A 25,531-nucleotide genomic window follows, 5' to 3' on the forward strand; every position below is an offset into this window, starting at 1 on the left:
TTAGTATCTACACACAGGTGTTGAAAATTCAAGAAATTAAAAAGAGATATAAATTATAAAAAAAGAGGAGGAAAAACTTTCTGAAAAAAATTACTTTTCCAGAAAGCCTTTTGTGAAAGAATATAAAAATAAATTATTTTTTTGCTAAAACTTCAGCGACAGCTTTTCCGATTTCTGCTGGAGAAACAACAACTTTAACACCGGCAGCTTCAAGAGCTTCCATTTTCTCTTTTGCAGTACCGGCACTCCCTGAAATAATCGCACCTGCATGACCCATACGTTTGCCTTTAGGAGCCGTTTGTCCCGCTATAAAAGCAACAACAGGTTTAGTGATTTGCTCTTTTATCAGTTTTGCCGCCTGGATCTCAAGGTCTCCACCGATTTCACCAATCATTACAATTGCTTCTGTTTCTGGATCTGCTTCAAACATTGGCAGAATCTGCTTGTATGAAAGTCCGATAATCGGATCTCCGCCGATACCAACAGCAGTAGAAATACCAAATCCTTCCTTTACAACCTGGTTGGCACCTTCGTAAGTAAGTGTTCCAGATTTGGAAATGAGTCCGACATTGCCTTTTTTGAAAATCATTCCAGGCATAATACCAATCTTACATTCTTCAGCTGTAATGATACCAGGACAGTTTGGCCCTATTGTTTTCATATTGTGTTTAGTAGCATATTGCTTGGCAAACATCATATCTTTAACAGGAGCCCCTTCTGTAATAATTACAGCAAGTTCAATTCCTGCATCAGCAGCTTCCATAACAGCATCTGCAACAAATGCAGGCGGAACAAAAACCATAGAAACAGTAGCACCGGTTACATCCACTGCATCTTTAACCGTATTAAAAACCGGTTTGCCCAAATGTGTTTCTCCACCTTTGTTTGGTGTTACACCACCAACAATATTTGTACCGTAATCAATACACTGCTCAGCATGAAAAGTACCCTCTTTACCGGTAAAACCCTGAACGATTACTTTTGTATCTTTATTTACTAAAATTGACATATCTTATAACTCTCCTTTTGCTGCAGCAACAGCTTTTGCAGCACCATCTGCCAAGTCTGTCGCTGGAATTACATTTGGTATATTTGCATTTTTAAGAATCTCTGCTGCTTCTGGCGCATTTGTACCGTCAAGACGAACAATAACCGGAACATGAACATCTACAAGTTTTGTAGCTTCCAAAATTCCATTTGCGATACGATCACATCGCACAATTCCACCAAAAATATTAACAAAAATAGCTTTGACATTTGGGTTTTTCAAAATGATTTCAAAACCTTTCGCAACTGTTTCAGCATTAGCACTTCCACCGACATCAAGGAAGTTTGCAGGTGTTCCGCCCATGTAGTTAATTGTATCCATAGTACCCATAGCGAGCCCTGCGCCGTTTACCATACAGCCGATTTCACCATCAAGAGCAATATAAGAAAGACCATACTGGGCAGCTTCACGCTCATCCGGATCTTCTTCTGAAATATCTCTCATTGCTTCAAGTTCAGGGTGGCGTCCAAGTGCCGAATCATCAAATCCCATTTTACCGTCAAGTGCAATAAAATCTCCAGAACCTGTTTTTACAAGCGGATTAATCTCTATCATCTCTGCATCTTTGTCCATATAAAGCTTATAAAGTTTAGAAGCAAAATCAATCATCTTACGCTGTTCGTTTTTGTCTGTAATTCCCAGACCAAAAACCAATTCACGACCATGGAAACCTTGAAATCCGATAGAAGGATCAATAGTAACTTTAATGATTTTTTCCGGAGTTTTTTCTGCTACAGTTTCTATGTCCATCCCGCCTTCAGTAGAAGCCATGATAATCGGCATTTCCTGTGCACGGTCAAGCACTACGGAAAGATAGAGCTCATCTTTAATGTCAGCACCGTCTTCTATATATACTTTTTGTACAAGTTTACCTTCAGGACCTGTCTGGTGTGTCACCAAAGTCATACCAAGAATTTCCTGGGCATACTGTTTTACTTCATCAAGACTTTTAGCCAGTTTTACACCACCGCCAAGTCCACGACCACCTGCATGTATTTGCGCTTTGATAACCCAGACAGGTCCACCTAACTCTTTTGCATTTTCTACAGCTTCTTCCACTGAATTTGCAATTTTACCTTTTGGTGTCGGAACACCATACTCAGCAAAAATTTCTTTTGCCTGATATTCATGTATATTCATTTATTCTCCTTGTTTAAAATTGAGGGATGCTTCTTTTTAAGCCTTATACGACTCGGAATTTAGTTCCTCGCTTGCATTGGCTTTTAAGCCTTATACGACTCGGAATTTAGTTCCTCGCTTGCATTGGCTTTTAAGCCTTAGGTGCAATCATCTCTTCCGGTTTTACATATTCGTCAAACTGTTCAGGTGTCAAAAGCCCGAGTTCGACAGCTGTCTCTTTCAATGTTGAATTGTTTGCATGCGCAGTTTTTGCAATTTTGGCTGCATTTTCATATCCGATATACGGGTTCAAAGCTGTTACAAGCATCAAAGAATCATGTAAATAATGATCTATTTTTGCCTCAACAGGTTTGATTCCCACAGCGGCATTATCATTGAAAGACACAATAGAATCAGCCAAAAGACGTACAGACTGTAAAAAGTTGTATGCTATAACAGGTTTAAAAACATTTAATTCAAAATTTCCCTGACTTGCTGCAAAACCGATTGTTGCATCATTTCCCATAACCTGACAGGTAACCATTGTTACCGCTTCACTTTGTGTAGGGTTTACCTTACCCGGCATAATAGAACTTCCCGGCTCATTTGCAGGAATTTCGATTTCACCAAGGCCGCAACGAGGACCTGATGCCAACCATCGCACATCATTTGCTATTTTCATCATATCAGCAGCAAGCGCTTTGAGCGCACCGTGGGCAAAAACAAGCGCATCATGGGAAGTTAAAGCATGAAACTTGTTTGGGGCTGTCACAAATTCATGCCCTGTCAATTCACTGAGTTTTTTAGCAACTCTTTCACCGAGTTCCGGATGAGCATTCAACCCTGTTCCGACTGCCGTTCCGCCAAGTGCCAACTCTCTAACTGCTTCAAGAGACTCTTTTGCCATCTTTTCACATTTGTTTAGCATCTCAACCCAACCGCTTATTTCTTGCCCAAGCGTAAGTGGTGTAGCATCCTGCAGGTGTGTACGACCGATTTTTACTATATGGGCAAAGGCTTCACTTTTTGCCTGTAAAGTAGCTTTAAGTTTTGCAATAGCAGGAAGAAGGTTCTCTTCGACAGCGATAACAGCCGCTACATGTAAAGCAGTCGGGTATGTATCATTTGAAGACTGTGACTTGTTAACATCATCATTAGGGTGTACAAGTTTTTCTTTTGTAAAATCTCCGCCCAAAATTTCAGTTGCACGATTTGCAAGCACTTCATTGTTGTTCATGTTTGATTGCGTACCTGAACCTGTCTGCCATACAACAAGCGGATAGTTTCCGTCAAGTTTTCCTGCCAACATATCATCAGCAGCCTGTGCAATTGCATCTGCTTTTTTTGCATCGAGTTTTCCAAGGTCTTTATTGACAAGTGCCACAGCTTTTTTCAGGTATGAAAATGCACGGGTAATCTCATATGGCATTTTTTCTTCACCGATTTTAAAGTTTTGAATACTTCTTTGTGTCTGCGCACCCCAATAAGCATCTTGCGGTACTTCGATTTCACCCATGGTGTCTTTTTCTATACGACTCTTCATTCTTTATTTCCCTTCAAAAAAATTGTTTTCTTTTAATGTGTCTATCAAATCCTGAACTGATTTACAAGATTTTGCGAACATTGCTTTTTCTTTTTCATCGAGTGTCACTTCAATGATTTTTTCAGCACCTTTTGCACCAAGCATTACAGGCACCCCCGAAACTACATCACTGTATCCGTATTCACCTTCAAGGCATACCGCACAAGGGTGAATCTGTTTTGTATCTTTTAAAATTGCATCTACCATAATCGCTGTTGATTTTGCAGGCGCATAATAAGCGGAACCTGTTTTTAGGTATCCCACAATTTCAGCACCGCCGTGACGTGTTCTGTCAACAATTTCGGCAATTTCATCATTTGTAAGCACATCTGACAAAGGCACACCCGCTACAGTCGAGTAGCGAGGAAGAGGCACCATATCATCTCCGTGTCCGCCCATAACCGAAGCACGAATCTGTCCGCCGCCATAACCAAGCTTCTCTTGAATAAATGCAGCCATTCTCGAACTGTCCAGAATTCCAGCCATTCCGATAACACGGCTTCTGTCAAATCCACTCTCTTTCAGTGCTACATAAGTCATCGCATCAAGCGGGTTTGAAACCATGATAACAACTGCGTTTGGAGAGTATTTTGCAATACCTTGAATAACTTCTTTTGTAATTTTTGCATTAATCATCAGTAAGTCATCACGACTCATACCAGGAAGTCTTGGACTGCCGGCAGTTACAACAACAACATCACAGTCAACCAAATCCGACATCTCTTCAGCAACTTTAACTACGGTATGACTTCTTACAGCAGAGGCTGCCTGAGACATATCCAAAGCCTTTCCTTTTGCTACATCTATTTTGTTGTCACGAAGAATAATTTCATGACACGACCCAAGCATTGCCAGAGAGTATGCTACTGTTGCACCAACATTACCAGCACCTACTATCCCTACTCTTTTTCCTTGACTCATATATGCTCCTTAATATTAAATAGTATGATGACCAGTACAGTACACTTAAACAATATGTGCGAACACATAACATTTAAGTATATTCAGACATCGAAAGTTTTAGATGAAACGGCATTCATCTTTTGTATATAGCACCTGTAAAATAAGAGTTACATAAAAAAGAGGAATATCGTGCATAAGTATACCTTACGCACGATATAATTCAACTTAGATTGAATCAATTATTGTATTCAATGTTGCAGACGGACGCATTGCTTTTTCAGCTTTGGCATCATCCGGGTGGAAATAACCACCGATATCTTTCGGAGAACCTTCCGCAGCAGCCAGCTCGGAAAGAATTTTTTCTTCATTTTTTATAAGTGTTTCGGCAATCGGTGTAAACTTTTCTGCCAAAGCAGTGTCAGCAGTTTGTGTACTTAATGCCTCAGCCCAGTAGCGTGCTACCCAGTAATGAGACGCTTTGTTGTCAGGCTCACCACATTTTCTGCTCGGCGCTTTATCATTGTCAAGGTATCCTTCGTTTGCTTTGTCGAGACCTTCTGTTAATGCACCGATTTTGCTGTCTTCACTTTTTTGGTACATCATTCTTAATGATTCGGCAAGTGCCAGGAACTCACCTAATGAGTCCCATCTGAGGTGACCACACTCTAAGAACTGATCCACATGCTTAGGAGCAGAACCACCGGCACCTGTTTCAAATAAACCGCCGCCGGCCAACAATGGAACAATTGAAAGCATTTTTGCAGATGTTCCAAGCTCTAAAATCGGATACATATCTGTCAAGTGGTCACGAAGAACATTACCGGTTACAGAGATTGTATCTTTACCTGCTCTTACTCTTTCATTTGTAAATCTTGTAGCAGAAGCAATATCCATAATTTTAATATCCAGACCTGTCGTGTCGTGATCATTTAAATACTTGTTTACTTTTTGAATCATCTGCGCATCATGTGCACGATCTTCATCCAACCAGAATACAGCAGGGTTTCCTGTGATTCTTGCACGTTCAACCGCCAAACGTACCCAGTCTTGAATCGGGATATCTTTCGCACGAGACATTCTCCAGATATCACCTTTTTCACACTCAAATTTCATAAGTTCCGTACCGTCTTCGGCAGTAACTGTAACCGTACCGCTCTCTGCAAGTTCAAAAGTTGTCGGGTGAGAACCATACTCTTCTGCTTTTTGTGCCATAAGACCGACATTCGCAACATTTCCCATAGTAGTTACATCATACTGTCCGTTTTTCACACAGTCAGCTACCATCTCTTGGTGAAACATTGCATAGGTACTGTCAGGAATAACAGCAACACACTCATCAGCTGCACCTGTTCTGTCCCATTGTTTACCGCCTTCGCGAACAACTACAGGCATAGAAGCATCAATAATCACATCGTTTGAAGCATTAAAGTTTGTTGTCCCTTTGTCAGAATCAACCATTGCAATTCTTGGTGCATCGGCATCAACTACAGCCTGGAATGCAGCTTTGATTTCTGCCTCTTTAGCATGACCGGCAATTTTTTTCTCCAAGTCACTCATACCAAGGTTTGGATTTACACCCAGTTCGGCAAAAAGGTCTGCATATTTGTCAAAAACTTCTTTGAAGAAAACCTGGAATGCATGTCCGAACATAATCGGATCAGAAATTTTCATCATTGTAGCTTTGAGGTGAATAGACCATATAACACCTTTTTCTTTTGCTTCATCAATACTTTTTTGAATAAACGCTCTTAACTTTTTCACTGACATAAATGTACCGTCAAGAATTTCTTTCTCAAGCGCATCAATGGTTTTTAACTCTTTGCCGTTTAATGCAATTGTTACTTTTTGTGCTTTGTCCATCGTAACTGATTTTTCATTTCCATAAAAATCACCGTCACCATTCATGTGAGCAACATAAGCTTTTGAGTTTTCAGCAAAAGGCTTGAGTCTGTGTGGATGTTTCTGTGCATATTTTTTAACTGCATGTGCTGCACGTCTGTCAGAGTTTCCTTCACGCAGGACAGGGTTAACCGCAGAACCAAGACAAGTACTGTATTTGGCCTGGATAGCTTCCTCTTCAGCATTTGCAGGATTTTCCGGATAGTTCGGAATGTCATATCCTTGAGACTGAAGTTCGGCAATACAGTCTTTTAATTGACCAACTGAAGCAGAAATATTTGGAAGCTTAATAATGTTCGCTTCCGGTTTTTGCACAAGTTCACCAAGCTTAGACAATTCATCTTCTCCAAGACCCATTGCTGCTAAAACTCTCCCTGCAAGTGAAATATCACTAGTTACAACTTCTACACCTGCTTCTTTTGTAAAAGCATTTACGATTGGCAATAAAGAATATGTTGCTAAAGCCGGAGCTTCATCAATTTTTGACCAAATAATTTTTGACATGTTCTGTCCTTCTGAGTTAATATTTATTCATAAATTATATACTTATGAACTTTACGAATTAAATAATAACACTTAAGAGAAACAAACCGTGCATTGACAGGAAAAAGTTCACATTATCTTTCTTTTTTGTTTCATTTTGTAGCACGCTTTATGTTGCGTAAATGTGTAGAATAGTTACATGTAAAGTTATGTGTTCCTTTTTTGGATTTCATAAAATAGAGATAGTCTGTTTTTTTAGGAAATACCGCAGCCCGTATGGCATCAATACTTACATTGCAGACAGGAGCAGTTGGAAGCCCTGCATGTCTGTATGTATTGTATGTTGTAGTATCATTTTTAATTCGGTAGGGTGTGACCTTTTGATGCGAATACTTTCCGTAGTTAAGCGTTCCGTCCATTTGCAGTTTCATCCCTTTACTTATCCTGTTGTATATAACAGAACTCACCAAGGGCATCTCTTTTACACTGGCTGATTCTTTTTGAATTATGGATGCTATTGCTACATATCGAAACCATTTTTTTTCATTATAATTGCCGAAAAACTTTAGCGAGAGTTCTTTCATTTTTCTGTGTGAGCTGTTTAGTAACACTTTTATAAGTTCTTTTTCCGTAATACCCAAAGGAAGTCTGTAGGTATCAGGAATAAAAACGCCCTCTTTCATTGGAGCATACTTGTTGAATTCATTTTGCAGTTTTTGTCTGTTGAGATGCAAATTACTTGCCAGTTGATTTAAAAATATATAAGTAGTCTCTCCAGGAATAAGTGTAACATTTTGCAAAGCTGCCTTGGATCTTGTCAGTTTATATAAAAAATCCGCTTTGGTGTTAACCCTTGTCTGTAAATTTATCCATCCGCTTTGAGGGGAGCCAATCATCCGTAAAAGAAAAGAATCGATTTTGCAGACATCATAATTTTTAGACTGCAATTGTGTTATAATTTTATTAATAGAGCCTGCAGGAATATAGAGGACTTTGGGCGTATAAATAGGTTTATTAAGGTAGTACATGAAAGATAATGCAATCACAAAGATTATTGCGAAAACATACGCGAGTATAGTTGTTTTTTTTACTTTCATGTTTCTTCTTCTTGTTGGTTTGTTTATAGTTTTACAAAATGGATTATATCTTGATAATGTTTCTATATCAAATATTCATGCAAAAAGTATTTATATCAAATGGGACGACAGACTTACTGTTTCTGTTAAAACCTTAAAAATTGACAGACAAAACAACAAAACAGCCAACAGTGTCAGTTTTAAAGAGTTCAGCAAATATCTTAAAATTGTTACGCAAACAACACACTGGTTTCGCGCTCTTGTTGTCAGCAACATAGTGTTTGGCAATGCCACAGGCTCTTTTAAATACACGAGTAGTGACCAGGGCTTTTTTGTTTTTCAATCTCCGGATTTTGATTTTGAATCGAAAATTTATGCAAAAGCAGATCTGCTCAGAGTCGTAATAAAAAAGTTTCAAGACAAAAAAAGGGCTGTCAATATAAAAGGCAGTGTTATTTTTGATACACAGGCGCAAAAAGTATACACAAAAATTGACCTTGATATTCATAATGATGCAGACCTTACTGTTTATGCAATTGCAGATGAAAAACAACTCATTTACAATGTTGTCAGCAACAAACACATAACTGATATTTCTCACCTGATAAAAATCGCACATTTGCCAAAAGAAGTAATATACTGGGCATATACTGCCATTAAAATGCAATATCTTGATATTCAAAAATTTCATGGTTTTATTGATTATAATGATTTGCAAAATGCTTATAAAAATATATATATCCAGGCAGTTGCACAAAAACTCATCTATACATACAATCCAAAACTTGAGGCCGTAAAAAGCAGGCAGACAAACCTTGAATTTAAAAAGGGTGTTTTATATATAAAACCTCAAAATACTTTGACGTACGGAATGAACTTAGGAAAAAGCTGGCTTAAAATTGACTTCAATAAAAAAGAAGAACTCTTAACACTGCATTTGCTGTTTGAGGGTATGCTTAACAAAGATATGTTACATGTATTGAACACCTACAAAATAAAACTGCCTTTTTTACAAAGAAAAGGCACACTCAATACAGACTTAACGATAGAGGTCAACCTGCATACAATTGATGTAGATGCCAAAGGAGACTTTTATACCAAAAAAGCAAACTTTGACTACCTTGGACTGAATATAGATATTTTCAATACGCACATACATCTTGATAATTATGATGTGCTGATAGATAAAATGCAGGCAAAATACAAAGAGATTGCTGCGGCAAATGTATATGTAAACTTTAATGCAAAGAAATCAATAGGAACAATAAACTTAAACTTTCACAAAATAGAGACACAGGGCCTCTCTCTTGATACACAAAAAGGACCGTTGCATGTAGCCTACCGTATTAATCCAAAGCAGGACACAATAGATATAGATTCTTCAAAATGGCAGTATAAAAACAAAATTATTACACTTGACAAGCTCTCAGCGGATTTTGATCTGAAAAAACTGCAGGCAAATATACCGGCAACGTATTTTAATATCTGGAAAATGACAAATGGGTATGTCAACGGAATAATAGACCTCAATGCATCTAAAATAAATCTTGATGTAGATCTCTTAAAGCTACAGTACAGCGGTATAGAACTCACACAAACAGTAACACCGTTACGAGTACAATACGACAAGACTTTATCTGTCTCTTCGCAGGAAGATATATTTTTCAATGTTAACGGTTCACAATACAAAGCAAGCAATTTTTATATAAATTTTGACAAACAAAGTATATATTTAAAACATACATTTTTACAAATCAGTGATTATATCAGTACAAAAGTCTATGCCTATTATGATTTTGATTCAAAAAAAGCACATATAAGTTTAAATGACTTTGTATTGAAAAATCCAAAAACAGATGCCATCCTCTATAAAAACAACAAAATAATGCTAGGCGGGTATATTGACGGTGAAAACATTACAATAGATTCACGAGAACTTGATGCTTCTTTTGTATCCAATGAAAAACAATGGAAGTTAACACTTAATGCTATTGAGATTCTTGCAAAAAAATCACGTTTTTTACAAAAGTATAAACTCAATGAAGGGAAAATCAGTTTTTATAAAAAAAACGATGCCCCCCATACTCAGTTTAGCGCGACTTTACACTATCCTTATCATTTACTGGTCAACAAAAACAAGGAAGTCAGTACCTACACGGTAACAGGAGAAATTACAAAAAAGCAAAAAATTTATCTCAATGTAAACAAGAAAATGCACATTAAAATAGATAAAGATGTTGCAGTCAAAATACATGATGCCGGTCTGAATGTAGATGCTATTGTCAAATTTACAAAACAAATAACAAAACAGTCAAATGCAAAAACAAGCAACTTTAAGCTTTCCGTAGATGCGATAGATTCCTATCTTTATCTTGGCAACAACCGATACGCTGTTTCAGATACAATGCATCTGCAGTATTACAATAATATCTTAACAGCACAACTGATTCATAAAAAAGGAAATGCAGGATTTAAGCTTGAAAACAATACTTTTCATCTTTATGGAGAAAACTTTAATGATAAATTTATGGAAAAACTCTTTGCCCCGTCTAAATTCAGTGGCGGGAGTCTGGACTTTTCTATGAATGGAACACTTGAAGACTACAAGGGTGTTTTTTACATGCATGATACTATAATGATTGACTATAAACTTCTAAATAATATCCTGGCTTTTGTCAACACAATACCCTCTCTTGTTACTTTTTCACTGCCGGGTTACAGTAAAAAAGGTTTACATGTAAAGAATGCCTATGTAAAATTTCATGCAAAAAAAGGTGTTTTTGATATTTCAGATATTTATCTTGAATCCAAAGAGTTGACAATACTCGGAAAAGGGAGCGCGGATGTCAACAGGAACAGTATCAATTTGGTTTTAAATCTAAAAACAGACCTGGGAAGTAATCTCTCAAAAGTACCACTTGTCGGTTATATTATTTTTGATGGAAAAAGTATATCAACCACACTCAAAGTTACAGGAAAGCTCAGCGATCCTACTATAAATACCATGGTTGCCAAAGATATTATTGTAGCACCGCTCAATATCATCAAGCGAACACTTACCTTTCCTTTTAAAGTACTTCAAAAACTCTTCTAGGAATTTTTACTACTCATTTCGAAGAACAGTCAGTATGTCTACTTCACTTGCCTTTTTGGCAGGATAATAAGAAGAAGCGACAACGATACCAAAAGCACCTGCGACAATAAAAACAAAATCATGCAGTGTCAAGTCCAGAGGAAGTCTTGAGGTAGGATAAACATCTTTTGGCAAAGAGACAATATCAAAAGTACTCAGTAGCCATATACCGCTCAATCCAAAGACAATACCGGCTAAAATACCGGTAATTCCTATAACAATTCCCAGATACAAAAATACCTTTTTAATTTCAGATGTCGTTGCACCCAAAGAGAGCAAAAGTGCAATTTCGCCTCTTCTGTTCATTACAGTCATTAAAAGAGAAGAGATGATATTGATAGAAGCAATAAGAATAATAAGCATCAGGACAATAAAAAGAGAGGTTTTTTCCATTTCCAAAGCAGCAAAAAAATTCATATTGTCTTCCCACCAACCTTTTATTGTTACACTGATTGGCAGCACTTTTTTTATTTTTTCTATATCTTTTCGTGGATATTTGGAATATATATGAATACCGTCATATTCATTTGAAGCCATATGCTCTATGGTCTGCATAGCCTCCAGTGTTGTGTAAGAGTATGCTTTGTCATAAGCCGAAAGTCCTGAATCAAAAAACGACTTGATCTTAAAGCGCTTTATTTTTGGAGTAACAGAGAGTCCGCCCGGTTCTACATTTGTAAAAATATACATCAGTTTATCATTTACATGTAAATTAAATTCTTCTTTAAGAGTTTTTCCTACAACAACATCAAATTTTTTAAAGGTGTGCCCCGTAATTGCCTTGGCAAGTACCGAATTGACTTTCGCTTCATCCTCAAGATTGACACCAAAGAGATACCCACCTTCGAGTCTCGAACCGCTTCTGGCCATCACAGAAGATTGAATGTAAGGGCTAAACTGCAAATGAGGAAATTTTGCTTCCAAATCCATAAGCAGATTACTGTTTACAGCACCGTAAAATTTTGGAATGATGGTCAGAGGGTAGTTCATAACAGTCAGTTTGTCTTTAAACTCCTTGTCAAAACCATTCATAAGGGCCATGGCAATAAGAAGTACCATAACACCGAGCGTAATTCCTATAAAGGCTAAAAGTGCAGATATAAAGATAAAAGGCTGATCCTTGTCAAAGCGTAAAAATCTTTTAACAAGGTAAGAAACTATTGATTTTTTCAAGAAGCAAAAACACCTTTTTTCGGACCGCTTTTTCCGCAGCATTGTTTATACTTTTTTCCGCTTCCGCACGGACAGGGGTCATTTCTTGCTATTTTTTTACTCACAACAAAATCATCTTCTGCATCAATGTCTACATTGTCATGATGGTTAAGCCGCATCAATGCTTCTTGTGCTTTTTTCTCTTCTTCAAGCTGTTTGGAAATTCTGGCAGCTTCTTCTTCCGGAGACTCCATCTGAAACTGTATAATCTGCAAGGTTTTAATAGTGTTGAATTTAATATCATTAATTAATTCGCCAAAAAGACCAAAACTCTCCTTTTTGTACTCAACAAGAGGATCTTTTTGATTATATGCACGCAGACGAATACCTGTTTTCATATTGTCCATTGCGTAAAGATGTTCTCTCCAGGCATTATCCAACTCTTTAAGATAAAACTCTTTTTCTATATCTTGTCTTGTCTGTTCATCCAGCACACCCATCTTCTCATCATAAGCAGTTTTCAACAGTTCTGTAACTTTTGCATATAATTCTTCATATTCCAACTCTTTTAGCTGTTCAGTGTCCAGATCAAAATTCATCTCTTCTTTGAGAAGCTGGGAGAGTTTTTCAAGATTAAAATCTTCTTTGTCTGCACCGGCAAATATATCAGAACGAGCTAAAAGATTTGCAACATACTCTTCTCTGATTTCATCGATTTTAGCAGCAATATCATAATCATCACTTAAAAGCTGATTTCTGAATTTGTACACGATTTTTCTTTGCTCATTTGCAACATCATCATACTCAACAATTTGCTTACGCCCTTCATAGTGCATATTTTCAACTTTTTTCTGTGCTTTTTCAACTGCACGGGTTACCATTCTTGATTCTATATATTCACCGTCTTCAACACCGAGTCTTTCCATAATAGACTTGATTTTATCACTGCCGAATATTCGTAAAAGATTGTCTTCAAGTGAAAGATAAAATTGTGTTGTTCCGGGATCACCCTGACGCCCGGAACGTCCGCGTAGCTGGTTGTCAATACGGCGGTTTTCATGTCTCTCTGTTCCGATGATATACAAACCACCGAGCTCTTTTACTTCATCACTTACCTTAATGTCAACACCACGTCCTGCCATATTTGTTGCAATGGTTACAGCACCCTTTGCACCGGCATGTTTGATGATCTCACTCTCTTGCGCATGGTTTTTTGCATTTAAAACAGTATGGGCAATTTTTTCTTTCTTCAGGATTTCATGTAAAACTTCAGACTTTTCAATAGAAGCCGTACCTATTAAAATAGGTTGTCCTGATTTGCTTAGTTTTTTAATAGTTTCAATGACAGCTGTAAATTTCTCTTCTTCTGTTTTGTATATTAAATCATTCAAATCTTTTCTTGCAATCGGAATATTTGTAGGAATGGAAACAACATCCAGATTGTAAATCTGTGCGAATTCTGTTGCCTCTGTTTCGGCAGTACCTGTCATTCCCGCAAGTTTGTCATACATTCTAAAGTAATTTTGAAAAGTAATATCTGCAAGTGTTTGTGTTTCTTCTTTGATTTCTACACCCTCTTTGGCTTCAAGTGCCTGGTGCAGACCTTCAGAAAAACGGCGTCCTTCGCTTAATCGACCCGTAAATTCGTCAACAATAACAACTTCCCCCTCATTGACAACATAATCAACATCTTTTTCAAAAAGATAATTTGCTTTTAAAGCCTGGTCAAGCATGTGTGGCAAAGAAGCGTTTTCTGCACTGTAAAGATTTTCAACACCAAAAAGCTCTTCCGCTTTTGTAATACCCTCTTCTGTAATTAATATTACTTTGTCTTTTTCATCAACAGTAAAATGTTCTTCTTTATTCAACTCCAAAGCAACTCTGTTTGCTTTGAGATAATCCTGCATATTTCTGTTTGTAGGCCCTGAAATGATCAAAGGCGTTCTCGCCTCATCAATTAAAATAGAATCCACTTCATCGACAATTACAAAATTATGTCCACGCTGTACCATCTGGTCTTTTGAATAACTCATATTGTCACGTAAATAGTCAAAACCGAACTCATTATTTGTACCGTAGGTAATATCTGCATCATATGCCGCTTTTTTTTCAATCGGGTCATGCATATCTTCTAAAATAGTCCCTACACTATAACCCAAAAAGTTATACAATACGCCCATCTCTTTTGCATCACGAGAGGCCAGATAATCATTTACTGTAACCAAATGAACGCCCTTGCCTGTCATTGCATTGAGCGTAATGGCAAGTGTAGCCACAAGGGTTTTTCCCTCACCGGTTTTCATTTCGGCAATTCTGCCCTCATGTAAAACCATACCGCCTATCAGCTGAACATCAAAATGACGCATATTCAAAACACGTTTTGCAGCTTCTCTTGTAATGGCAAAAGAATCATACAGTACATCATCAAGACTCTTTTCACCACTGCGTACACTTTGTTTCAAATCTTCAAAAGCATTTTTGAGTGCATCATCACTTAAAACTTCATATTTACTTTCAAGTTCATTAATCTTTTTAACTTTTTTCGCATATTTTTTTAATTCTCGGTCATTTGCAGTACCAAATACCTTACCCATGAATGCTTGTAGCATTTGCAACCTTATTATCGTCACTATATAATTTACTATATAGTAATCGCTGAAATTGTTCTTATTTTATCACATTAAATCTAATAAATAGTATAAATGCAAAAAAATTTATACATATCAAATCTAAAAAAATACTTAAACCTCAAAAACAAAATTTTAAATTGCTTTTGGTTCTCATTTATTTCCATAATTATATCTCTTGTATACCTATTTTTTTAAGATAATAAAATGTTTCATCATAATATTCTGGCAATCGTGTTTTGTCATCTACTGATCCAAAAGGTATAAATATTATCATTCCTTGCCTAGCTCTTGTTAGTAAAACTCTATAAGTATTAAGTAAATATTCTTTTATATTCTCTTTATGAATATTTTGCCACTTCGTTCCCTTAAATTTTCTAAACATCCATTGACCATTGTGAAGATAAAAATCTCCATCCCAACATACACAGGTCCAATCAAGTTCTAATCCTTGAATATCAAACTCTGTCGCAATTTCTTCATGAAAATATGAAGACCTAATATCCTCTTTATTATTTAAGAACCAAATAGGAGCATCAATTTGATTCTTCACATTTATCCCAAATGGTCTTAATCTATATGCACCAGATGAAGCCATAACACCACTTCTTTCACTCCCTATAGATTTTTCTTGTAACCATCTTTTTGCCTTTTTAAAATCTCGTGTAAGCATTATGGGGTAAGTATTTATTAAAAAGTTGTTATATAATTTTTTTGATCTTGTAAGATTAATATTTAAAACTGACTGAATAAAATCTGATAATTTTTCTGATCTAAATGATCTAACTGAAACAGATAAATGTAAGTTCTCATCAATTTTAGCATTATCCTTTAACCATTCTTTTAAAGTATCATTTTTTAGATAGTTTTTATCTTCTATAATTGAGCCTGATAAATAAATATCCCAATCTTGAAAATAAGCCTGTAAAGATTCAATCCACTCTTCTAATCCAGCCTCACCCGTATTTATTTCTTGACCACCACCTATTAAACAAATTATAGTGCACCAATCTTCATGACGATTCATCACATCAATTAAAAACTTTGGTTCAGATGAGTCAAAGTTGTCCAGTCCTTTCTTTCTTTTCATAAAAGAACTTGTTTGTTCTTGATTCCAAGCCCGTTGAGCCTCGTCAAACACTACTGCCTTTTCAATAGGGGCCTTATCGCTAATTAAAGAATCATCACGAAAATGATGAATATTTTGAATGAATGCATGTGTTTTTATAGCAGCTTCTTTTTTTGTTAATTTTTGTCCTTGCTCTTTTGCATTCTTAACTTCATCTCTTGTTAAAGCTTCTCTTAAGACATCAACTAATGGACCATTTCCTGATAAAAAAACCGCATGTTCATTTTCATCGATATTCATTCTTTCATTTGCAATATTTAACCCTGCAAGTGTTTTTCCTGCTCCAGGAACTCCTGTTATAAAGCAAATTGATTTTTTATGCATTTTTTTCGCATTAGTAATTATTTGATTTATTTTATCTGTAGTTATTGATAAATTGATTGCTCCAGAATCTGATCTTGAGATTTCTTTTACATTATGACCTTTATATAGTACCTGGGCTGCTTCAACTATAGTAGGTGTTGGTTTATACCTGGAACTTTCCCATGTTAGTGGGCATAAATCATATTCCTTGCCTAGAGATAAACATCTCTCAATCACATTCAAAATAGAATTTTTATTAACGAGAAGAGGTTTATATAGATTATCTTGTAATGGTTCAATTATATTTTCTCTACTATTTGCTTCAGTGGCGATAAGTATTGGAAATAATTTGTGAATATGACTTCCTTCATGAAAGTTCTTTAAATCTTGTGAATAATCTATAACTTGTTCAATCGCATTGTTATCATATGTAGATGAACCAACTTTAAATTCAACAACAAATATTGAATCATCCAAAATAATTATATTATCAACACGTTTTCCCATTCTCGGAATTGAAAATTCAAAGAATATATAACCATTCGTATACTTGTAAAATATTTTCTTTAATAATTCTATTTGTTTTATCCAAGCATTTTTCTGCAAATCTTCTAAAGCATGATTATGATGCCTTGCTAAGTTACCAAGTATTTTATTTGTATCTTCTTGAATAAATTCACCTAAATGATTTGAATAATAGGATCTTTGCATTTAATATATTCCTTGTGTCTGTTAAACTGTCTATAAACACATTATATACAAATATATGTTATTTTTAATACTCTATAGTTATCTATTGTCTGAGTATAAATGAATAATTTGCTATAATTTCTTTCCAAAGGAGAGAAATGAAAAGAATAATTTTAGCTGCATTGTTAGTAACATCTGGCTATGCAAGTATAAAAAATATAAACAGTTTTGAAGCAGATTTTTTACAAAAAATAGTAGATGACAAAGGAGTGAAGATAACATATACGGGGCATGTAACAGCTTCTAAACCTCGTTATGCTCTTTGGCAGTATACAAAACCTGTGCAAAAAAGCGTTTATATTTTACAAAATAAAATTGTAGTTATTGAACCGGAGTTAGAACAGGTCATCATTAAACATCTTAATGGAGATTTTGATCTTTTTAAAATTATTCACAATGCAAAAGAGATTGCCAAAGGGAGTTATTTAGCGAATTTTCAGAATAAAGCGTACATCATAAAAACAGAAAATTCCATAATTAAATCTATTTCATACAAAGATGAACTTGAAAATGATATAAAGATTGTATTTAAAAATCAAAAAATAAATAAAAAAATATCGCAAGATAAATATGTACCGGATATTCCGGATGAGTATGATATAGTCAGTGAGTAAACAGAAACGGAGAAAATCCCCGTTTCTGCATACAGCTAGTTAAGCTTATAATCTTTTATGAGGTTGAAGTTTAGATATTTATAGATATCGTCTTCTTTGCCTTGTATTTTTTTCGTTAACTCCAGGTACTCTTCTTTTGTCGGAATTTTTCCAAGAAGTGAACATACAGCTGCAAGCTCAGCAGAACCAAGATAAACCTGTGCTTCTTTTCCTAAACGGTTGTCAAAGTTACGTGTTGATGTTGAAAATACTACTGCACCGTCTGATACACGCGCCTGATTCCCCATACATAATGAACATCCCGGAACTTCCGTTCTTGCACCTGCAGCACCAAAGATTGCATAGTAACCATCTTCAAGAAGTTGTTTTTCATCCATTTTTGTCGGAGGACAAACCCATAAACGGGTAGGAACAGCACCTTCGCCTTTTAACACTTCACCGAGTGCACGATAGTGACCGATATTTGTCATACATGAACCAACAAATACTTCATCAATTTTATGCGGACGCTTAGGATCAGCTAAAATTTCTGAAAGTGTAGCAACATCATCCGGATCATTCGGACATGCCAAAATTGGCTCTGTGATTTGATCTAAATCAATCTCAAGCACTGCAGCATACTCTGCATCTTCATCTGCTTTCATCAGTTCAGGTTTTTCCAACCACTCTTCCATTTTCACAATACGACGTGCCAATGTACGATGATCTTCGTATCCTGCATCAATCATAGAATTTAAAAGTGTAATATTTGATTTCAAATATTCTATAACAGGTTCTTTGTCCAGCTGTACAGTACATGCCGCTGCAGAACGCTCTGCCGATGCATCAGAAAGTTCAAATGCCTGCTCAGCTTTTAGATCAGGTAAGCCCTGAATTTCCAAAATACGTCCGGCAAAAATATTTTTCTTTCCTTTTTTCTCAACTGTTAAAAGACCTTCTTTTATAGCTTGATGAGGAATAGCATTAACCAAGTCACGTAATGTGATTCCCGGTTGCATTTTTCCTTTAAATTTTACAAGAACTGATTCTGGCATAGTCAAAGGCATAGAACCTGTAACTGCTGCAAATGCAACGATTCCAGAACCACCAGGGAAAGAGATACCGATAGGAAAACGGGTATGTGAATCTGCACCGGTACCTACAGTATCCGGAAGAACCATTCTGTTTAACCATGAGTGGATAATACCATCACCAGGACGAAGCGCAACACCCGAACGGTTTGCAATAAAGTCAGGTAATGTATGGAACATCTTAATATCTGACGGTTTTGGATACGCAGATGTATGACAGAAAGTCTGTAATACCAAATCAGCATTAAATCCAAGTGCGGCAAGTTCTTTGATTTCATCTCTTGTCATAGGACCTGTTGTATCTTGAGACCCGACTGTACTCATTTCAGGCTCACAATACATACCCGGACGAACACCATCCATTCCACATGCTTTACCAACCATTTTTTGTGCTAAAGTATACCCTTTACCAGTATCTTCAGGCTGATCAGGCGTCAAGAAAATATCAGCTGGAGCTTTTCCTAAAACACTGCGTGCTTTGTTTGTAAGTCCACGACCGATAATAAGTGGAATACGCCCGCCTGCACGTACTTCATCAGTAATAGTGTTTGGTTTTAATGTAAATGTAGCGATGCATTTACCATCTTTATGCGCTTCACCTTTATACGGATAGATGTCAATAACATCACCTGTCTCCATTTGAGAAACATCAAGTTCGATTGGAAGTGCTCCTGAGTCTTCTGCTGTTGCAAAGAAAATTGGTGCGATTGTTCCACCAAGAATGACACCGCCGGTACGTTTGTTTGGAACACCTGGAATATCCTCTCCCATGTGCCACTGTACGGAGTTAATACCTGACTTACGGCTTGAACCTGTACCAACAACATCTCCAACATAAGCAACAGGATGCCCAAGTTCTTTAAGTCTGTTAATAGTTCCTATAGGGTCTTCCATTTTTGCCCCAAGCATAGAGTTCGCATGTAGAGGAATGTCTGAACGTGTAAATGCTTCAGAAGCAGGAGATAAATCATCAGTGTTTGTTTCACCAGAAACTTTAAACACGGTAACAGTTAATTTTTCAGGAAGTTCAGGTTTTTTTGTAAACCAGTCAGCATCTGCCCATGCATTTAAAACGTGAGTTGCTGCAGTCACACCTTTTTTATGTAACTCTTCAACATCATTAAATGCATCATATACCAATAATGTACTGGAAAGCGCTTCAATAGCTGCTGCAACAACTTTTACATTTTTTGATGTCAAAGCATCGATTAATGGTTTTACATTATAACCACCAAGCATCATACCAAGCATTTGGACAGCTTTTTCAGGTGGAATAGCTGCTACATGATGGTCTTCACTTGCCAATTCGTTTAAAAATGCTGCTTTGACATAAGCTGCATCATCTACACCCGGAGATACACGATTTTCTAAAAGATCCAGCATCTCTTCAACATATTCACCTGTTTTAATAAACTCGATAACTTCTACTGTCTGTTCAGCAGTAAGAGGTAATGGAGGGACACCAAGTGCCGCTCTTTCTTCTACATGTGCTTTATAGTCTTCTCTAAATCCCATAATACTTCCTATTGTAAATTTAATTTGGGGACATTATAGCTAAAAGAAAAGTAATCATATCGACAGTGTTACGAATCTATACACATATATTTTGTGAAATTGCCTTAATGTATCGAAAAGTAACACTAAAGTCCGCGTTTTGCAATTTCAGTGCAGATGATTTCTCTGTCACTGCCCATATAGTTATTTTTGAGCCATAACAGATAAGAGTCAGGCAGTTCACTGTAAAGCATTCCTTTGTATTGCCCAAAAGAAATTCTGGCACTGCTTTGCGTAGCATAAACAGCTTCTTCAACCAAAGCTTCTACATGTAACACAGTAAGAAGCTTTACAAATTCCTGATATTCAAGCTTTTTTCCAATACTGAATGTATAGCTAGCAAAATCAAAGTACCCATTTCTTTGCGTAACAAATGCTTCTATTTCCTGTATCTGTTCAACACGTAATTTTTCCAGGTTCTTTACATGTACACGAAAAGAATCTTTTTGTTTTATAAATATGAAATGTGGTTTTGGCACTACAATATCTCTCTGACACCCTTGGCATTTGGAGAAGAGAGCACTCCTTCATTTTCAAGCTGTTCTATTACTCTTGCAGAACGGTTATATCCAATCTGGAGTTTTCTTTGCAGATAAGAAATAGATGTTTTTTTGTCAGTTAAAACTACATTTTTCGCCTCTTCGTACAAAGGATCAAGCTCTTCGTAACTTTCATTAGAGCCTGAAGCAGAACCGCCTTCTGCATTTGTCTCTTCTATCAAAAAGCTTTTGTCATAATTTGGCTCTCGCTGCGCTTTTATAAAATCTACAATCTTCTCTATCTCTTCTTCTGTAGCCCAGGGAGCATGCAGGCGTACTAAAGCCGGTGAACCCGGAGGCGTAAAGAGCATATCTCCACGCCCCAGAAGTGATTCTGCACCCATTTGGTCTAAAATGATTTTAGAATCAACCTTTTGTCCTACTCTGTAGGATATACGAGAAGGCAAGTTTGCTTTAATAAGCCCCGTAACAACATCAACAGACGGTCTTTGTGTCGCGATGATAAGATGAATTCCACAGGCACGTGATTTTTGTGCAAGCCTTGCGATAGAGAGTTCAACATCTTTGCCACTTGTCATCATCAAGTCAGCCAATTCATCAATAATTACAACGATATAAGGGAAATGTTCACCACCCTCTTTTTTTACTTTTTCATTATAATTTTCAATGTTTTTTGTTCGACTCTCAGCCATTAGTTCGTAACGCCGTTCCATTTCACCTACCATATTGTTAAGTGAGACAATAGCCTGTTTTGGTTTTGTAATGACAGGAGTAAGCAGATGCGGGATATCATTGTATATGGAAAACTCCAGCATTTTCGGATCAATCATCAAAAGACGCAACTGATCAGGAGAGTTTTTATACAAAAGCGAAAGTATCATAGCGTTAATACCGACACTTTTCCCGCTTCCGGTTGTACCTGCTATAAGCAAATGCGGCAGTTTTTTCAAATCAGTAATAAAAGGCTTGCCGACAATGTCTTTTCCAAGTGCTATAGTAAGCGGTGAAGCCGAGTCTTTAAAGAGTTTGTCATCTAAAAGCTCACGCAGATAAATGGTATCTACTGTTTCATTGGGAATCTCTATCCCGACAACATCTTTTCCAGGAATAGGTGCCTGAATACGGATAGTCTCCGCTGAAAGCGCCATCGCCAAATCGTCTTGGAGGTTAAGTATTTTACTCACCTTTACATTGGCTGCTGGTTTAAACTCAAAGGTAGAAACGACAGGACCCGCATAGGTACGCACAACATCCCCGTCAATTTTAAAATGTGCCAACTTTTCAATAAGATAGCGTATCTTGTCATCAAGCTCTTTTTCATCCACATTATGTATTGTTTTATTTGGCTTTTGCAAAAAATCTACAGAAGGCAGTTTAAAGTTTTTGGGTTTTTCTACCTTTCCTTTTTCAATATTGGCCAGGAGTTTTGTATTTTCTTCAAGTTCATCAACGATCACAGTATTTTTATGCTCTTTTACATTCGCGGCAATATCCAATATCGTTTTTTTTGTTTCACTTGTTTCTTCTGCCGCTGTATGCTTTTCTTCTTTTTCATCCCCTTTTTTTGTCTTCACTTTTTTTTCTTTTCTCAGATATGCCGGTTTGTCTATCTCTTCTTCTTGGGCTTGTTCGGCATGCTCTGTCTCTTTGTTCTCTTCTTTTTGCATGATTTCATCTTGTTGCAAGGTCTCGCTATGTTCCTTTTCAACAAAAATTGCTGCATTCTTCGGTTTGTTGGATTTGAGTGAAGATATGACTACATGTAAGATCTCCGAACTGCTTTTATCAAAAAGAATCACCATGGCAACCGCTGTAATTATAAACCAAAAGACCCATAATCCGAAAACACCGATATAGGGAGATAAAAAGTCTACAAAATCTGCACCGAATTTTCCTCTGTATTCATTTGTAACAAGCAGGGCCTGTGCGATAAGAGAAGAACATAAAAGCAAAAAAGAAGCAACACTCAGTTCTAATTTTCTAAAACCAAAAGATGTATCTTTATACAGGAAATACAAAGGAAACAGCAATATAAAGAGATATATAAATGATATATAACCAAAATAAAGCTGGTTGTAAGAAGAAAAAGCAGCACCATAACTGCCCATCAGCCCAGTTGGACCAAAAAGAGTTGAAAAACCGAGATAAATTAATACACCAAAAACAACAATAAACAGAGTATCTTTCAAGCTAGAAAACCTTTATAGTAAGAAGGGATAAATAATATATAAAAGTATATCCTATAAATAATTTACCAGACTTAATTGCGAAATTTTTCCCACAGTTGAGAGCATCGCCTGATAGTTTAAATTGAGCTGAGACAAACGCAAAGAAGCCTCTGCAATGTCTGTGTCTATTACTTCAGAGCGCAGGGTCATTGTACTGACTTCCAGCAGACTTGTTCGCTCAAGTGAAGTATTTAGAGTATTTGACTGTGCACCGACAACCGAATGGCTTCTGGATACATGTGACTGCAGTTTATCTATTGCTGCAAGCGCATTTTCTATCCCTTGATTTCGCATATTTCCGCTAGAACTGTCCGGATAAAGTTTATGATCTTCTACAGCAGTAATGGCCTCATCAAGGTTTTTAAAAAAATCTGTTTTTGGGTCAACAACTGTGAGTGTATTATTTGATTGAAAAGTTCCTACGGAAGACGGCTGAGTAAAATCATTTGTATTTTTATCATATAAGGCAATAGATGCTTGAGTAGCTCCTGATGTTAAATCATGAAAAGTTATTTTTCCATCATAGCTTAGATTAGTATTTCCTACATTATTTGAATCTTTAATTGCCGCGTCATAAGCATTTGCCGTATTTGATGTCGGTAACTTTTTTGTTACTACCATATTGACAACATCCATCAATTGTTGATAGGTCATTTTATCGGCATCAACTGCTGCTCTTGGAGTTTGCATATCAAAAATATCATAAGATGTGTCAACAATTCCATCACCATTGGTATCTACAGAAAACTGTGATCCTCCATTTGCTGATGATTTTAAATCTATAGTTGCAGTATATTGAACTCCGCTAATATCATTTCCAACCAGATTAAAAGTCGTACCATCAAGTGTACCGGTATTATTTTGAGACAAATCAAAAACTTCTGATAATGCTGTTGAAGGTTGTGCAAAGCTATTATCCGTTTTAATTACTTGAGGTACATTTGATGAAAGTTTTGAACCTTCTGCTGTAAAACTTGTTCTATCATACAGAATTCCTTCTATATTGTTTGTTACACCTGACGCAGGTGTAAAACCAGACTTGATAAACTCTTTCACAAACAGATGATTTGTACTTCCGTCTGTGTCATCTTTTACTTTTACATAATCACTTTCACCACTGTTTAAAATATCAACATCAGTAACATTTGCTCTGCTAGTAGCAGTATTATCGTCAAAATCAACTGCTCCGACCATATGAAAATCTAATTTACTAGAACCTTTTATTTTATCTTCAATAATTATTTGTCCGTTGCTATTGAGTGAAACATTTACGACATTGACATTTCCCGTATTTCCATAGAGTTTTCCAATCTCATCTAAAAGTTCGCCTACTTTTCTTGTATCATCAAGTTTTACTTTCTCTTTAAAGGCAGTTCCATCACTTTTTGTCCCTCGTATATAGAAGTAGTTATTATTAATAGTATCGGTATTATCATCAATATCTCCCATTAAATCGCGTATACTGCTCTCTTGTGTGATTATTCCACCGTTAATCAGATCATTATTAATTACATTTGTAGTAATTTCTCTTTTTGTATTTTGTTCTTCGCCTAAAAAAAGTTCTGCTCCGGTGAGATTGTACTTTTGTGTTGAATTTGAACCAAGTACAGAGTTCATTCCTGCATCATTCCCCTGATATATCCCGTTTGCATCTATGGGTTTTGTATTGACAGCAGAGCCAGAAAAAAGAAACTGCCCGTTAATCGAAGTATTTGCCAGATTTTTAAAATGTTTTTCCAAACCCCGAAGCTCTCCGGCTATGGCATCAAGAGAGTCCGGGCTGTGCGTACCGTTTGCGGCATTTATAAGCAGAGTTTTCATTCTGTCAAGTGAAGTCTCAAACTCATTGAGAACAACATCTGTCTGATTTGAAATTTTATACCCGCTTTCTGTACTCTTTTTCACCTGCCCTATTGTAACGAGCTCATTGTCAAGCCGCATAGTTTCCGTAAATGTTCTTACATCATCTTTGGCATATTGAATTTTCAATCCTGAGGCAATCTGCTTATTTACATCAAAAAGTTCATTGTTTATTTTTAAGTTATTTGTAGCATACAGACTGTTGTAATACATACTTGATGTTACACGCATAATATCTCTCCGTTTTCAAAATATTGTTTAGTTTCTGTCATTATTGGCAAAGTATAGCAATAAAAGTTCCATTTGATAGTATTATCGGCCAAATATTATTTACTTTTAAGTAAATTCCTACTATCATTCCAACTTCAACAGCTGATTTGCCAGAGTGATGGAACGGTATACATAGCGGATTCAAAATCCGCCGCCTCACGGCTTAGGGGTTCAAATCCCCTCTCTGGTACCACTTTTTACAGTTGTTAGTTCTCAAAATGAGAGATACTT

15 protein-coding genes and 1 tRNA gene are annotated in these 25,531 nt (G+C 36.4%); 3 read left to right on the top strand and 13 right to left on the bottom strand.

Annotation, left to right across the window (positions count from 1 at the left end):
• Nucleotides 1-133: 133 nt before the first annotated feature.
• The 6 genes from sucD to mltG all read right to left on the bottom strand — a co-directional run bounded on the left by sucD (nucleotide 134) and on the right by mltG (nucleotide 8,131).
• Complete coding sequence (gene sucD / locus LCX93_RS06615; protein WP_226065234.1) at nucleotides 134-1,009, bottom strand: succinate--CoA ligase subunit alpha; 876 nt, start codon at nucleotides 1,007-1,009, stop codon at nucleotides 134-136.
• Nucleotides 1,010-1,012: 3 nt separating this feature from the next.
• On the bottom strand, nucleotides 1,013-2,188 hold the full coding sequence (gene sucC, locus LCX93_RS06620) for an ADP-forming succinate--CoA ligase subunit beta (RefSeq protein ID WP_226065236.1): 1,176 nt from the start codon (nucleotides 2,186-2,188) through the stop codon (nucleotides 1,013-1,015).
• A gap of 130 nt (nucleotides 2,189-2,318) precedes the next feature.
• A complete protein-coding gene (fumC, locus tag LCX93_RS06625; protein ID WP_226065238.1) occupies nucleotides 2,319-3,710 on the bottom strand; it encodes a class II fumarate hydratase in 1,392 nt (463 codons plus the stop codon).
• 3 nt (nucleotides 3,711-3,713) lie between these two features.
• Nucleotides 3,714-4,670 (bottom strand): malate dehydrogenase, encoded by a 957-nt coding sequence (gene mdh, locus LCX93_RS06630; RefSeq protein WP_226065240.1) that lies wholly within the window; start codon nucleotides 4,668-4,670, stop codon nucleotides 3,714-3,716.
• 207 nt (nucleotides 4,671-4,877) lie between these two features.
• Nucleotides 4,878-7,055 (bottom strand): NADP-dependent isocitrate dehydrogenase, encoded by a 2,178-nt coding sequence (locus tag LCX93_RS06635; protein WP_226065242.1) that lies wholly within the window; start codon nucleotides 7,053-7,055, stop codon nucleotides 4,878-4,880.
• A gap of 131 nt (nucleotides 7,056-7,186) precedes the next feature.
• Nucleotides 7,187-8,131, bottom strand: coding sequence for an endolytic transglycosylase MltG (mltG, locus tag LCX93_RS06640; protein ID WP_226065244.1), 945 nt, complete (start codon nucleotides 8,129-8,131; stop codon nucleotides 7,187-7,189).
• Here mltG and LCX93_RS06645 point away from each other — a divergent pair.
• The gene (locus LCX93_RS06645) at nucleotides 8,061-11,204 is read left to right on the top strand and encodes a YhdP family protein (RefSeq protein WP_226065246.1); all 3,144 of its coding nucleotides are present in this window, start codon (nucleotides 8,061-8,063) and stop codon (nucleotides 11,202-11,204) included. The two genes, mltG and LCX93_RS06645, sit on opposite strands and share 71 nt — an antisense overlap.
• Before the next feature lie 9 nt (nucleotides 11,205-11,213).
• On the opposite strand, the gene LCX93_RS06650 is transcribed toward LCX93_RS06645, so the two are convergent.
• From LCX93_RS06650 to LCX93_RS06660, 3 genes are all read right to left on the bottom strand, one after another.
• The gene (locus LCX93_RS06650; RefSeq protein ID WP_226065248.1) at nucleotides 11,214-12,416 is read right to left on the bottom strand and encodes an ABC transporter permease; all 1,203 of its coding nucleotides are present in this window, start codon (nucleotides 12,414-12,416) and stop codon (nucleotides 11,214-11,216) included.
• Complete coding sequence (gene secA, locus LCX93_RS06655; RefSeq protein WP_226065250.1) at nucleotides 12,413-15,004, bottom strand: preprotein translocase subunit SecA; 2,592 nt, start codon at nucleotides 15,002-15,004, stop codon at nucleotides 12,413-12,415. The genes LCX93_RS06650 and secA overlap by 4 nt, the downstream gene beginning before the upstream one ends.
• A 187-nt stretch (nucleotides 15,005-15,191) precedes the next feature.
• Nucleotides 15,192-17,165, bottom strand: a complete 1,974-nt coding sequence (locus LCX93_RS06660) for a DUF2075 domain-containing protein (RefSeq protein ID WP_226065252.1) — start codon at nucleotides 17,163-17,165, stop codon at nucleotides 15,192-15,194.
• Nucleotides 17,166-17,302: 137 nt separating this feature from the next.
• On the opposite strand from LCX93_RS06660, the gene lolA reads away from it, so the two are divergent.
• A complete protein-coding gene (gene lolA / locus LCX93_RS06665) occupies nucleotides 17,303-17,818 on the top strand; it encodes a LolA-like outer membrane lipoprotein chaperone (protein ID WP_193149738.1) in 516 nt (171 codons plus the stop codon).
• 35 nt (nucleotides 17,819-17,853) lie between these two features.
• Here the strand turns inward: lolA and acnB are convergent, their stop codons facing one another.
• The 4 genes from acnB to LCX93_RS06685 form a co-directional block, all read right to left on the bottom strand.
• On the bottom strand, nucleotides 17,854-20,403 hold the full coding sequence (gene acnB, locus LCX93_RS06670; protein ID WP_226065254.1) for a bifunctional aconitate hydratase 2/2-methylisocitrate dehydratase: 2,550 nt from the start codon (nucleotides 20,401-20,403) through the stop codon (nucleotides 17,854-17,856).
• Between the two features lie 125 nt (nucleotides 20,404-20,528).
• Nucleotides 20,529-20,921: a putative quorum-sensing-regulated virulence factor gene (locus LCX93_RS06675; protein WP_226065256.1), complete on the bottom strand. Its 393-nt coding sequence runs from the start codon at nucleotides 20,919-20,921 to the stop codon at nucleotides 20,529-20,531.
• Entirely contained in the window at nucleotides 20,921-23,131 is a 2,211-nt protein-coding gene (locus tag LCX93_RS06680; RefSeq protein WP_226065259.1) for an FtsK/SpoIIIE family DNA translocase, read from the bottom strand. Before LCX93_RS06680 ends, LCX93_RS06675 begins: the two co-directional genes overlap by 1 nt.
• 51 nt (nucleotides 23,132-23,182) lie before the next feature.
• The gene (locus LCX93_RS06685; protein ID WP_226065261.1) at nucleotides 23,183-25,261 is read right to left on the bottom strand and encodes a flagellin N-terminal helical domain-containing protein; all 2,079 of its coding nucleotides are present in this window, start codon (nucleotides 25,259-25,261) and stop codon (nucleotides 23,183-23,185) included.
• A gap of 148 nt (nucleotides 25,262-25,409) precedes the next feature.
• On the opposite strand from LCX93_RS06685, the gene LCX93_RS06690 reads away from it, so the two are divergent.
• A tRNA-Leu gene (locus LCX93_RS06690) sits at nucleotides 25,410-25,493 on the top strand.
• Nucleotides 25,494-25,531: the final 38 nt, after the last annotated feature.

Source organism: Sulfurimonas sp. SWIR-19, assembly GCF_020410885.1.
GTDB lineage: Bacteria > Campylobacterota > Campylobacteria > Campylobacterales > Sulfurimonadaceae > Sulfurimonas > Sulfurimonas sediminis.